Source organism: Sphingobacterium alimentarium, from assembly GCF_004342685.1.
In the GTDB taxonomy this organism is placed as follows: Bacteria; Bacteroidota; Bacteroidia; order Sphingobacteriales; family Sphingobacteriaceae; genus Sphingobacterium; species Sphingobacterium alimentarium.
On sequence record NZ_SMBZ01000021.1, the window covers coordinates 1 to 13,860 of the forward strand.

Here is a 13,860-nt window from a genome sequence, read left to right on the forward strand (position 1 = left end):
CCCGAGCCGATGGTATTGCCGTAACAGGTGGGAGAGTAGGTCGGTGCCTTCTTTTATTAAAACTAAGCCTTAGTACAATCGTACTAAGGCTTTTTTTATGCTCGATAATCAAGTTCTCCTTTCACAGCGCAAAACTATTACCTCTTGACCAGCACCAAGTCCCGCTCCTGCGGATTCAGCTTGCTTAATATATATTGATTAATGGTAGCTCTAATGTGTTGTTAGTTTACGCTAGGAAATACCCTTCTCATCTGTACGCACGCCAAACAATAATTCATCCATCAAAATGCTATGCATACATAATAATATTCTGCTGACCCGTGATTCCTATCAAAAAAATCCTTATTTTGTTATTAAATTATAAATTTATGAACTTCATAAAAGCAAATACCGAGGATCACATCTATCATATCATGTTGGATCGAGGCAAATCTAATGCTATGCATATGGAGATGATCCAAGAACTCATTGAGGCTATTGATTATGCGGCGTCAGACCCAGCTGTGGAAGGACTAATCCTAACTGGAAAAGAACATTTCTTTACTTCGGGGCTGGATTTAATCACATTATATAGCTATGATGAATCCCAGATTCAAGAATTTTGGAAATTATTCATTCTCCTTATCAAGAAACTAATCGCTTTTCCAAAACCGGCGGTGTCGGCTATCACGGGTCATAGTCCCGCTGGTGGTTGTGTTCTCGCGCTTTGTTGTGACTACAGGATCATGGCGGAAGGCGAATTTATCATCGGATTGAATGAAGTCCCTGTTGGTATTATTGTGCCTCGTAATATCTTTCAATTGTATGGGTTCTGGATTGGTCAAGGTAATGCCTATCGCAGTTTGTTAGAGGGTAAACTCTTTAAACCTACGGAGGCATTAGCGTTAGGGCTAATCGACGAGGTCGTTCCATTTAACCGAATCCAACATACTGCATTAAAGAAAATAAAAGCGTTTACGCAATACGAAAAAAATACTTGGAGATCCTCAAAGCTTAATTTTCGAAAAGAATTAATAGCAGAATTTTCTGTCGATCAAACAGAAGTTATCAATCAAGTGTTAGATCAATGGTGGCATCCTAGCACACGGTCGATTATGAAGACAATAATTGATAACTTAACACAAAAAGGAGCTGATTAATATGGTACAAGGAGCACTAAAAGACAATGCACTCAAAGGTAAAACAATCGTAGTAACAGGTGGTGGTACGGGTCTAGGTAAGGCAATGGCAACGTATTTTTCAGAATTGGGAGCCAATATTGTCATTACGAGTCGCAAACTTGATGTTTTATCAGTCACGGCTAACGAAATTGAGTCCAAAACGAATAATAGGGTGTTGGCGGTAGCTTGCGACGTACGCAATATAGAAGATGTAGAAAAAATGTACAAAGAAGCCGAGGACAATTTCGGCTCGGTTGACGTATTGGTAAACAATGCCGCGGGCAACTTTATATCGCCGACCGAGAGATTGTCAGCTAATGCATTCTCTACAATAATCGACATTGTACTAAAAGGAACCGCGAATTGTACGCTGACATTTGGCAAAAAGTGGATTGAACGCAAGCAACACGCGAATATTTTGAATATTATTACAACCTATGCTTTTACAGGTTCGGGATATGTCGTACCTTCGGCCGTTGCGAAAGGAGGAGTGTTGACGATGACGCGATCATTGGCGGCAGAATGGGGTAAATATGGAATACGTAGTAATGCCATTGCACCTGGTCCATTCCCCACCAAAGGTGCATGGGATAGGCTGCTTCCAGGTGAATTGGCTGAAAAATTTAACTTTAAGAATCGTGTACCTCTTAAACGTGTGGGCGAACACCAAGAATTGGCAAATTTGGCGGCCTTCTTAGTCTCAGATTTCGCGGCTTATATCAATGGCGAGATCATTACTATTGATGGCGGTGAGTGGCTACAGGGAGCCGGACAAATGAACGGTATGGAGGCAATATCTCCCGAAATGTGGGACGCTATAGAGAAAACTATTCGTGATAATAATAAATAATATGAATAAAAACTGGTTAGGATTAATCGTGTTAATCCTTATGGTGATAAGTTGTAATCAGAAAAGTAAGACTACCCAGACGGATCAGCAGGATTCTATAGTAGTCGTGTCTCCGACAACAATAGAGGAAAAGAATCAACTCGCAGAGGTGATAACGCGATTTGTGCGCGCATACGCCAGCAAGGACAACTCTAAAGCAAACGCTTTGATCCATCCTTCATTGGGCATTTATATCATCTTTAGGCCTGGCGCAGCAGACAATTTTGTACACGTGGATAGCTTGGATTTTGCGAGATCGGTACCCGAAGTGTACGCTTATGGAGATTTTTCGACAGAACATGCATTGACATTTGAATCTCTTCCTGTCTTCGATTGCGGAACGGAAAAGTGGGACAAACAAGGGTTTTTCTGTGATACGACAGCTCATCCCAATCAATTATCCAATATCGCCGCTTTCGAAGAACAATTTAACGAATCGGAGTATTCAGATGAAGAGCTCGAGGAATTAGAAAAAAGCGAAAAAGAAAGTTATCGCGTGATTGTAACCGGAAATGCTGTGGATCCGCTAATCTTTCATGTACGAAAATATCAGGGATCTTGGTATGTAACGACCTTAGATAGAGCCTATGGAGGTTGTGATGCATAAATAAGAAGAACTGTTTTGGTTTTTAAGAAATTGTTATTACTTTTTAATAATAAAGAAAATAAATATGAGTTTATTAGATAAGGATACACAAGCGCGTATTGACAGCTGGTTATCCAGTGAATACGATAAGGATACCGTGTCGCAGGTACAAAAACTTGTAGACAATAAGGAAGAAACAGAATTATTGGATTCATTCTATAAAGAGTTAGAGTTTGGAACAGGAGGCTTGCGTGGCATCATGGGTGTCGGATCCAATCGTATGAACAAATATACTATTGGTAAAGCTACTCAGGGTTTGGCCAATTACCTGAAAAAACAGTTTCCAAATCAGCTTATCAAAGTAGCGGTTTCGTACGACAGCCGTAATAATTCACAATCTTTTGGTCATTTGGTGGCGGATGTGTTTTCTGCAAATGGTATTCATGTCTTTTTATTTAAAGAATTACGTCCTACGCCAGTGCTATCATTTGCCGTAAGGCATTTTGATTGCCAAAGCGGTGTTATGCTTACTGCCTCACATAATCCGAAAGAATATAATGGCTATAAGGCCTATTGGAATGATGGAGGGCAGCTTGTGGAGCCGCATGATAAAAATGTCATCACCGAGGTAAATGCCATCCAATCGGTGGATGAAATTAAATTTGACCGCGTAGAGGCAAACATTACCTTAGTCGGAGAGGAATTGGATGAAATCTATATTCAAGCCAACCAAAGATTAAGTATACATCCGGAGGCTGTAGAAGCTCAAAAGGATTTGAAGATCGTTTTTTCGCCAATTCACGGCACGGGCATTACCCTAGTTCCAAAAATGTTGGAAGCTTGGGGATTTACTCATGTTAGCGTGGTTAAAGAACAAGCCAAACCCGATGGAAATTTCCCTACCGTGGTATATCCAAATCCAGAAGAAGAGGATGCGATGTCTATGGCCATGAAATTTGGTCAAGAGCTAAAAGCTGATGTAATAATGGCAACCGACCCGGATGCAGATCGCGTGGGCGTAGCCATCCCGAATGATAAAGGGGAATACCAGTTGATTAATGGTAATCAAATAGGTAGTCTGCTGGCTTACTATGTGCTTAGCTCTAAAAAGGACAAAGGAGAGCTCAAAGAAAATGATTATATCGTCAAAACCATCGTGACGACCAATCTAATTGCCGATATCGGTGATGATTTGGGCGTGCAGACCTATGAGACACTTACAGGATTCAAATATATTGGCGAACTCATAACTAAGGAGCAAGGAAAAGGCACTTACTTGGTCGGTGGTGAGGAAAGCTACGGCTATTTGGTGGGTGAGTTGGTTCGTGATAAAGACGCCGTTAACTCATGTGCCTTTATCGCTGAAATGACAGCATATTTCAAGAGTCAAGGCAAAACAGTATTTCAAGTATTAACAGAATTGTACGTGAAATATGGTTTTTATAAAGAAAAACTCATTTCTCTGACTAAAAAAGGAAAAGCTGGAGCGGATGAAATCAAGCAAATGATGGTCGATCTACGTAAGAATGCTCCTAAGACATTAGGGGGAATAGCGGTAAAAGAAATTCGTGATTACGAAAATCAAGTGTCAAACAACCTAATTTCCGGTGAGACAACAGCTATCGACCTTCCCAAGTCAGACGTTTTGCAATTTGTAACAGTAGATGGGGATGTAATATCTGCACGACCATCCGGTACTGAGCCCAAAATAAAATTCTACTGCTCCGTAAAGGAATCTTTAATGGACAAGAGTCAGTATGAAGCTATTCAAGCGAAATTGGAGCAAAAGGTAGAAAATATTATGGCGGACATTGTGAAGAACTAGAGTATGCAGAAGTGGAAACTTTTAGATTCAAAATACATCATTCAGCGCCCTTGGGCGACATTACGAGTAGACAAACTTGAATTGCCTAACGGAAATATTAAAGACGAGTATTACGTCTTAGAATATCCAACCTGGGTGAATATGGTTGCTATTACCGCTGAGAAAAAAGTTCTTTTTGTGCGTCAATACCGCCATGGGGCTAACCAGATAATGGTGGAACTTCCTGCAGGAGTCGTTGAGGATGGGGAAGAACTGGAGAACGCCGCGCGAAGGGAGCTACTGGAGGAAACGGGATATGCCTTTGATTCCATAACCTATATTTGCGAACTGTATGCCAATCCCGCGACTAGTGGCAATCTGACTTATACCTATCTGCTAGAGGGTGGTAGAAAAGTACAGGAGCAGGAACTTGATCATTCTGAAGACATCGAAGTCGTCGAAATGACCATTGAAGAGGCTAAGCGTTTTCTGTTTGACAACAAAATCGGGCAGTCACTGCATTCCGCCGCGCTCTTTTATACATTTCAAAAAATGGGTTTACTTTCGTAAGCCCATTTTTTATTGCAGGAAGGCGAATCTATAATTAAGCGCATTTTTGTACCTTTGCAGCATGGCAAGAGAGATATTCGAGACGAAGCGAAAAGCTTTGAAAATAAATCTTGATCCAGCGATCTATGGTACATTTGCTGAGATTGGAGCTGGACAGGAAGTCGCACGCAATTTTTTCGAAGCAGGAGCCGCTTCAGGAACAATTGCAAAAACTATATCCGCATATGATATGGCCTTTTCGGATGCTATTTATGGCGCCGAAGAGTCCGGAAGATATGTAAGCCGTACTCGATTGCGCAAAATGTTAGCGCATGAGTTCTCTCTTCTTACTGAAAGATTACACACCCAAAAATACGAGAATAAAAGGTTTTTCGCCTTTGCTGATACAGTAACTACACTCAATTTTACCAAAACAAACGAACCTCACGGCTGGCTCGGAATACGCTTCCAATCGGAAGTAGATGGGCCGACCAATGATATCATTATGCACGTTCGTTTGTTGGATTCGGATAATAGATTGCAGTCCAAAGTTTTAGGTATTTTGGGCGTAAATTTGGTTTTTGCGGCTTATTACTATGCGCATGATCCACAGGAAATGATCGAATCGTTGGTGGATAATCTATCGATTGGTGCTGTAGAAATTGATTTGATAAAATTGGATGGCCCTGTATTTAAAAATGTAAATGAACGCCTTGTCAACCTGTATCTTATAGCAAAAGGCTTCTCAAAAGCTGCCTTATTCCGTCCCGATGGACGTGCCGCGCAGATCAAGGACTTCCTATACAAGAAGGATATTGTGGTATTGCGCACCAAGTATCGCCAGAAATCCTTACCCAACTTTGATTTGTTCAACCAAGCAGTAGAACAATTTCGTAAAAACACCAATTCTAAACCCGAGAATACAGCGGTATTGATCGAGGTATTGATGGGTAATGTTTTGGACGAAGAGTCGGATTTGACAATTGAAGACTTGACCTATTTTGCAGACCGCGCGGAAGAGCTATGCGCTACAGGAAACAATATTCTGGTGTCCAATTTCCGTCGTAACAATCACTTGGCAGAATTCTTTAAAAATTTCAAGCCACGTAATGTGGGTATTGCGACAAACGTGTCCAACTTGCGTAACATATTCAATTCGGATAATTACAACAAAGAAAATTATACCAACGAGCTACTTTCTTATATTTCGGGAATGTTTAGTAAGAATGTAAAACTGTATGCTTATCCGTATCTCAATAAGAAAGACAATCAAATTATTACCACCAAAAATTTGAAAGTTTCTGAAGAAGCTAAACCATTATATGATTTCTTAATCCAGAATCACTATATCGTCGATATAGAGAATTACGATGAGAAATATGTAAAAACATTATAGTAAAGAAACCCCCGACAGTCCACAGGATTTGCGAGGTTTTTTGTCAAATCATCGCTATAATTCCTTTTGACTAATGACCTTTTTTCTATTTTCCGTACATTGTATATTCATTTACTATACATTTGTCGTGAAATAATTCTTTTGTATGAAAGCAACCTATATTGATTATAAGGATACGAACAGTTTTTCAAAAACATTATTAGCATACCTCGCGGCTAAGGAAGATTTAAAACCTTTCTATGGCAATGCCCCTACCTATGATGGTTTTGAAAAGCAAATAGAGATAAAATCCACATTTGAACATCGCCAGACGTTAGTGGATTCCTTAAAAAATCAATATAAAGACCTTATACATGATGCTCCTGCTGTAGCTTCCAATATTGATCTTTTGCTACAGCCCAATACTTTCACGATCACCACAGGTCATCAGCTCAATATATTCACAGGTCCGTTATACTTTATTTTTAAGATTGCTTGTGCGATCCGCCTAGCCAGAGATTTGAAGGCGCAGTTTCCGGACAAAGATTTTGTGCCTGTTTATTGGATGGCCTCCGAAGACCACGATTTCGCGGAAATAAATAACACCCGGGTTTACGGAAAGAAAATCGTGTGGGATGTCCCAGGCATTTCGGGTACCGGAAAAATGGATACCAGTACGATGGAGGCTGTGGTGCGGCAGTATATAGGTATGCTTGGTCTGTCTGATAATTCTTCTCAGCTGGCAAGCATTGTCGAAGAGGCCTACTTACAAGGACGAAACTTAGCCGATGCCACAAGGTATTTGGTGAATGCATTATTTAAAGAGTATGGCCTTGTAATTCTTGATGCAGATCAAAAAGAATTGAAGGAGGTATTTGCTCCGATTATCCGAGAAGATATATTGGAAGAGAAGAGTTTTGCTGCTATTTCCCAAACAACGAAAGAACTAGAAGAAAAAGGTTTTGCCACACAAGTACATGCCCGAGAATGTAATTTCTTTTATCTGACGGAGCAATACCGTGAGCGAATAGAGAAGACAGCTGATGGTCGGTATGAGGTGTTACACCAAGATTTGTTTTTCACGGAAGAGGAGCTGTGGGAAGAAATAGAAAACCACCCAGAGCGATTCAGCCCGAATGTTGTCATGCGTCCGCTGTATCAAGAAGTCATTCTTCCAAATTTAGCCTATATCGGTGGTGGTGCAGAGATTGTGTATTGGCTGCAATTTAAGGCTAATTTTGATCAATACGCTGTGCCTTTTCCTATCCTTATTCCTCGGAATTCAGCTATGATAACGGATGATGCTGTGGCCCGTAAGATTTATAGATTAGACCTCACCTTCAAGTCCATATTTAAATCTACTACAGTGCTACAAAACGAATATGTACGGCGACATACCACGCATCGCTTAAATCTTCGGGATGAATGGATGGAGTTCAATGCCATTTTTGGGAAAATAAAACTACGCGCTCATAAAATAGACGCCAGCTTAGCGCCAAGTACGGAAGCTGTGCAAGCACGATTAAAAAAGGCGATTGATAATCTCGAAAAAAAATTATTGAAAGCGGACAAGCGCAATCATGAGGAGGCTTTAATTCTAATTGAGCGCGTGAAAGAAAAGTTATTTCCCAATGGTGGGTTGCAAGAGCGTTCGGAGAATTTTGCCACCTTATATGTCAAATATGGGGATGATTTAATCAAGGAGTTGATTAGACATTTCAACCCCTTAGATTTTAAATTTACTATTTTATACTAACAGGAGATAGCTCAAAACTATCTTCTATCTCTTCTGTATTTATTATAATATTTATCGTAGTCATTAGGAATGTATTGCTCTTTTGGCCCCCATTCTTCCAATTTGTTATCGATAAAATATAACCAATTAAGCATCGTGTCGGGTCGGGCTTTTAATCTTGGGTATTCATAGACCTCTAAAATACCATCTGCATAACGTTTAGCAGCAACAACACGAGCTGGTTTTCCAATTCTTTCTTTAACCTGTTCAGTCGTCATCCCGATTTTGATGGAAGAGAAGTCAGTTTCTTTTAATAATGCGCAACTCGTAATTAATAGTGTTGAGATTAGTAAGATGGCGGCAGTAAAAAATTTCATAAAATAATTGTTAAAATATAGAATATTGACTTATAAATCAGGTCATAGGTTTATTTCTGTTTTAAAATAAATGAAAGAATTTTTCCGTCTATTAAAAAAGCTAGTATTTTACCGACAAAATAAGCCATTAAGTCTAAGCACAAGAACCCTTGTTTGAAGACTAGGCTTAATATAGCATGATTTCGCCAAGATATTAATAGGGGACAATCGACCAATTGTAAGCATTCAATACCAAAACAGAAAAGTGTTCTTAATTTTATAGCAGAACAAAAGAATATTGTTACTTCCAAATTTAAAATAATATACGCATGCTAGGTGAAGACTTCTGCTATCATACAGCGCATGGAGCCGCCACCAAACTTTTCGATAGTATAAAGTGGCGCAGATACAATTTTTCCAAAAGTTTCTAATTGGGCAATTTGCGCTTCCGAAAAAGCCCTGTAAGCTTGTTCACTCATGGCAATCAAGGTCTCGTTATCCTTGTTTTTCAATTCTAGGATATTACCGCAAAAATGGTGCATCTGATCTTCGGAAATCGGAATAATAGTCTTAGAGGTCTGAACAAGAGATTGTTTCACTTGCATTCTTTCGTCGCTATCCCTAATGCTATCGAGGCAAATCACACAAAACGCTGTTCCCATAGCCATCATCACATTGCTGTGGTATATGGGCAAGTGCTGGCCCTCAACTTCTTGTGTGGCATGAAAGATAATCGGCGTATATCCGTTGTCCTGACAAAATAGAAGCGCTAAAGACTCATGCGCCCGTTCAGAAATTGAACAATAGGCTATTTTATGAATTCTATCGAGTACCAGTACGCCCGTTCCTTCCAGATATATTTCTTGGTCCGCGTATAAAGTATAGTCCTTCAAGGTTTTGAAATGTATACCTTCTTTTTCCAATGTGCCGAGGTGATTGAGAAAAATTTCTCGTTGTCGGTTCGGAGCAAACATCGGGTACAGAATCGCTTTGTCCCGGTGAAATGAAATGACATTGTTCGGGAAAAGACTATCGGGAGTATCGTATTTGCCGGTGTCGTCTACTACCACCACACGTACGCCGGCTGTTTCCAGCGTATTGACCGTATTGTCAAATTCTGCGCGCGCCAATAGGTTGCTGTTTTTCTCTACAGACTCCGTGTCTTGAAAGTAATTGTTCACCGCCGTTTCTTCATTGGCTCTGAAAGCCGCCGGGCGCACCATGAGAATACAATTTGTTGATTGGGTCATTTATTCACGTATTAGCGGTAATGTAGAACAGCGCAATAATCCTTCTTGCTTCCCGATTTCATAATACGGCACTTTCTCTACCGTAAAACCTTGTTCCTCTAGCCAGTTATTCAACGTGTAAAATCGCTGTTCGGAAACAACTATTTGGGGTGAAATAGAAAAGACGTTGGAATTCATATCGTACATACCATCGGCGTCTATGTGAAATAAGTTGTCTTCACCAAATATTTCCAGGAGTGTATGGTAATCACTGGGATTGCGGAATCCACCTTTAAAAATGATGCCTTTGTTGGTTCCAATAGGTTGAAAACAACAGTCCAAGTGCAGTGCATTTTCTCTAGGGTTGCTCATAGATTTTATAAGATCACAGTCTATAATGGTTTTTTCAGGGAATAATTCCTTAAGGAATTCAACCCCCGCTCGATTGGTTCGCGCGGTATTAATATCTGCATAATCCACACCGTAATAGGTGCCGACAAATAGATAATCATTCCAAAGAATGACATCTCCTCCTTCAATATGTACTTCTTCGGGAGGCACAATAAATCGGTCTGGATCAATTTGTTGCACGACAAAATCAATTGCGTCCCACTCTTCGGCCCTATCCGGCAGAATATTGGATTTGATAAATTTGTCGTCAATTACAAAGCCAATATCCCTTGTGAATATCTGATTCAGATTAGGAATAAGCCGTGGACGCAGTACTTCTACCTGATGTTTTTTTAGAATAGCCTCAAAAGCAGACATCTCGGTGACCATATCTTGCTCCAGCGGATATGTTCCTTCGTTTATATGTTCTAGAGATTTGGGATCATACGCTTCTTGGGGACCAGGAGTCGGCCCATTGCTGTCTGCCCTACCTAGAATTACTGTTTTTAATCTTCCGGTTTCGTTTTTTACATGAAGTTCTAGCATAAAATTGGGTATCTTTTTGTTCCTAAATTTACGGAATAGTTGGGTAAGAAATTGAGTAATAGAAACTTTTGGAAATTTTATTACGAAGTCAGTAGGGGTGTGAATATTTTTGAATTTTAACTGATGTTGTCTAGATTTTTAATAATAAAATTAATCAAACGTTTGCATGGCAATAAAATTTTCTGGAACTGTCTAATCGTTCAAAAAGTCTTCAAATTTCTGTATCTTTGCGCAACCGAACATTGGCTTTCTTAAGGAGAAAGAAATTGTTTGTCAAAGTGTTAATACATAAGTGTTCTTGCAATTATAAAGCAAATGAGTAACGTACATTACCAAGAAAAATTCCAGGATCGTCATAATGGTCCTAGCGCTGCACAAACTGATGAGATGTTGAAGTTTTTGGGTGTAGCTTCTTTAGACGAGTTAATCGAACAGACAGTTCCTGCTCAGATCAGAAGAAAAGCGATGAATCTTCCTACTGCACTTAGTGAAGTTGCATATCTGGAGAAAGTAGCGCAAATCGCCGAGAAGAATAAGGTTTTCAAATCTTACATCGGTCAGGGGTATTACGATGTAGTTCTTCCAGGGGTAATTCAGCGTAATGTATTCGAAAATCCAGGATGGTATACACAATATACGCCGTATCAAGCGGAGATTGCCCAAGGGCGCTTGCAAGCTTTATTAAATTTCCAAACGGTTGTTTCGGATTTTACGGGCTTAGAGATCGCGAATGCTTCTTTACTAGATGAGGCGACAGCTGCTGCTGAAGCCATGTTCATGTTGTATTCAGCGCGCAAGAACAAAAATGCTAACGTATTTTTAGTATCTCCTAATATCTTTCCACAGACACTAGATGTATTGCTTACTCGTGCGACTCCATTTGGGGTTGAATTGCGCATTGCAGATGTGAATGAAGCGAATTTGGCAGACGATGTCTTTGCTGTTTTCGTGCAATATCCAGCTGCTGACGGTACGGTTTCGGATTATAAAAACTTAGCCGAAGCAGCACATGCTAAGAATATCACCGTTTGTGTAGCCGCAGACTTGATGTCTTTAGCTTTGTTGACGCCTCCAGGCGAGTGGGGTGCTGACGTCGTAGTGGGTAACTCACAGCGATTTGGTGTACCAATGGGTTTTGGTGGTCCTCATGCTGCTTTCTTTGCAACAAAAGATACTTACAAACGTAACATTCCCGGGCGTATCATCGGTGTGACTACAGATTCGAATGGTGAATATGCATTGCGTATGGCATTGCAAACACGTGAGCAACATATTCGTCGCGACAAGGCTTCGTCCAACATTTGTACTGCACAAGCTTTATTGGCGATCATGGCATCATTCTATGCGGTGTATCATGGCCCTCAAGGCATCAAAAATATTGCTAGCCGTATCCATGATCTAACGAAATTAGCGGATAAAGCTATTCAGGCATTGGGTTATGAGCAAGCGAATAAAACATATTTTGATACATTACGTTTCCATGTAGGCGCCGAGTTAAGCGGACTTAAATCGGAAGCTTTAAATAATGAATTAAATTTCTTCTACGGCGAAGGTACAGTAGGTATTTCTATTGACGAAACGACGACTTTTGAAGATATAAAAACTATCGTTAAAGTATTTGCTAAGATCAAAGGCAAATCCCAAGACGAAGTGGATTTAGATGATTTTGTGAACGAATTGGGTACTTCCATTCCTGAAGAATTGGTTCGTACGTCAGACTATTTGACACACCCTATCTTCAATTCATACCATTCAGAGCACGAGATGTTGCGTTACATCAAATCTTTAGAGGCTAAAGATTTGTCGTTGTGCCACTCGATGATTCCATTGGGTTCATGTACCATGAAATTGAATGCAACGACTGAAATGGTTCCTGTGACTTGGGCTCGTTTTGGGGGCTTACACCCATTTGCACCTGTGGATCAAACTTCAGGATATATGCAATTGATTAACGAATTAAACGATTGGTTGTGTGAGATTACGGGCTTTGCCAAAATGTCTTTCCAACCAAATTCTGGAGCACAAGGTGAATACGCAGGTTTGATGGTTATCGATGCATACCACAAAAGCCGCGGTGAAGGTCACCGTGATATCTGTTTGATCCCTGCTTCGGCGCATGGTACTAACCCTGCTTCAGCTTCTATGGCTGGATTGAAAGTTGTTGTGGTGAAGACAGATGATAAAGGTAACATCGATGTTGAAGATTTAAGAGCTAAGGCTGTTGAGCATGCGGCTAACTTAAATGCGCTTATGGTTACTTACCCATCTACGCACGGTGTATTCGAAGAGACTATTATTGAAATCTGTAACATTATCCATGAAAATGGTGGTCAAGTGTATATGGACGGTGCGAATATGAATGCACAGGTTGGTTTGACTAGCCCTGGATTTATCGGTGCTGACGTATGTCACTTGAACTTACATAAAACTTTCTGTATCCCTCACGGTGGTGGTGGTCCAGGTATGGGGCCGATTGGTGTGGCAGCACACTTAGTGCCATTCTTGCCGAATCACAAGGTCGTAGCGATCTCCGGTGAAGAAGGAATTACAGCGGTTTCAGCAGCTCCATTTGGTTCGGCTTCTATCTTGTTGATCTCACATGCTTACATCGCTATGATGGGCGCAAATGGCCTTACAGACGCTACAAAAATAGCCATCTTGAATGCAAACTATATTAAAGCTCGCTTAGAAAACCATTATCCTGTACTTTATGCAGGTGCAAATGGACGTTGTGCACATGAGATGATATTAGACTGTCGCGCCTTCAAAAATGTAGGTGTTGAGGTTGCAGATATCGCCAAACGTTTGATGGACTACGGTTTCCACGCGCCTACAGTTTCATTCCCGGTAGCGGGTACTTTGATGGTAGAGCCAACGGAGTCAGAATCTAAACCAGAGTTGGATCGTTTCTGTGATGCTTTGATTGCTATCCGTCAAGAAATAGCAGCGGTAGAAGCGGGCGATGTTGAAAAAGATAATAACGTATTGAAAAACGCACCACACACGGCTGCGGTAGTTTCGGGAGACGACTGGGATAGACCTTATTCTCGTCAAACAGCGGCCTATCCTCTTCCTTACTTGCGTGAAGCTAAATTCTGGCCTTCAGTGGGTCGTGTGAATGATTCTCAAGGGGACAGAATGTTAATCTGTTCTTGTCCTCCTATCGAAGCGTACGCATAACAGTATTTTACTACAGAATAACTAAAAAGGCCCGCAATTTTTTTACGGGCCTTTTTAGTTA

The 13,860-nt window shown here is 40.6% G+C and carries 12 protein-coding genes; 8 read left to right on the forward strand and 4 right to left on the reverse strand.

From position 1 onward, the window contains the following. Positions 1-368: 368 nt before the first annotated feature. From EDC17_RS08875 to bshC, 7 genes are all read left to right on the forward strand, one after another. The gene (locus tag EDC17_RS08875; protein WP_132777735.1) at positions 369-1,139 is read left to right on the forward strand and encodes an enoyl-CoA hydratase/isomerase family protein; all 771 of its coding nucleotides are present in this window, start codon (positions 369-371) and stop codon (positions 1,137-1,139) included. Between the two features lies 1 nt (position 1,140). Then, the gene (locus EDC17_RS08880) at positions 1,141-2,010 is read left to right on the forward strand and encodes an SDR family oxidoreductase (protein ID WP_132777736.1); all 870 of its coding nucleotides are present in this window, start codon (positions 1,141-1,143) and stop codon (positions 2,008-2,010) included. Between the two features lies 1 nt (position 2,011). Then, positions 2,012-2,656, forward strand: a complete 645-nt coding sequence (locus EDC17_RS08885; RefSeq protein WP_132777737.1) for a hypothetical protein — start codon at positions 2,012-2,014, stop codon at positions 2,654-2,656. A 64-nt stretch (positions 2,657-2,720) separates the two neighbouring features. Further along, positions 2,721-4,460: a phospho-sugar mutase gene (locus tag EDC17_RS08890; RefSeq protein WP_132777738.1), complete on the forward strand. Its 1,740-nt coding sequence runs from the start codon at positions 2,721-2,723 to the stop codon at positions 4,458-4,460. A gap of 3 nt (positions 4,461-4,463) precedes the next feature. After that, entirely contained in the window at positions 4,464-5,009 is a 546-nt protein-coding gene (locus EDC17_RS08895; RefSeq protein WP_132777739.1) for an NUDIX hydrolase, read from the forward strand. A 61-nt stretch (positions 5,010-5,070) separates the two neighbouring features. Next, positions 5,071-6,384, forward strand: coding sequence for a nicotinamide mononucleotide adenylyltransferase (locus tag EDC17_RS08900; protein WP_132777740.1), 1,314 nt, complete (start codon positions 5,071-5,073; stop codon positions 6,382-6,384). 145 nt (positions 6,385-6,529) lie between these two features. Then, positions 6,530-8,119 (forward strand): bacillithiol biosynthesis cysteine-adding enzyme BshC, encoded by a 1,590-nt coding sequence (bshC, locus tag EDC17_RS08905; protein WP_132777741.1) that lies wholly within the window; start codon positions 6,530-6,532, stop codon positions 8,117-8,119. A 17-nt stretch (positions 8,120-8,136) separates the two neighbouring features. On the opposite strand, the gene EDC17_RS08910 is transcribed toward bshC, so the two are convergent. Genes EDC17_RS08910 through EDC17_RS08925 form a run of 4 tightly spaced genes read right to left on the reverse strand, consistent with a single transcriptional unit; the run spans position 8,137 to position 10,619 of the window. Beyond that, positions 8,137-8,475, reverse strand: coding sequence for a hypothetical protein (locus tag EDC17_RS08910; protein ID WP_132777742.1), 339 nt, complete (start codon positions 8,473-8,475; stop codon positions 8,137-8,139). A 50-nt stretch (positions 8,476-8,525) separates the two neighbouring features. Continuing rightward, positions 8,526-8,765, reverse strand: coding sequence for a DUF2809 domain-containing protein (locus EDC17_RS17610; RefSeq protein WP_165894390.1), 240 nt, complete (start codon positions 8,763-8,765; stop codon positions 8,526-8,528). Between the two features lie 21 nt (positions 8,766-8,786). Beyond that, positions 8,787-9,704, reverse strand: coding sequence for a citrulline utilization hydrolase CtlX (gene ctlX / locus EDC17_RS08920; protein ID WP_132777743.1), 918 nt, complete (start codon positions 9,702-9,704; stop codon positions 8,787-8,789). Beyond that, positions 9,705-10,619, reverse strand: a complete 915-nt coding sequence (locus EDC17_RS08925) for a dimethylarginine dimethylaminohydrolase family protein (RefSeq protein WP_132777744.1) — start codon at positions 10,617-10,619, stop codon at positions 9,705-9,707. Between the two features lie 315 nt (positions 10,620-10,934). Here EDC17_RS08925 and gcvP point away from each other — a divergent pair, with 315 nt between their 5' ends. Further along, on the forward strand, positions 10,935-13,799 hold the full coding sequence (gcvP, locus tag EDC17_RS08930; protein ID WP_132777745.1) for an aminomethyl-transferring glycine dehydrogenase: 2,865 nt from the start codon (positions 10,935-10,937) through the stop codon (positions 13,797-13,799). The last annotated feature ends 61 nt before the right edge of the window (positions 13,800-13,860 follow it).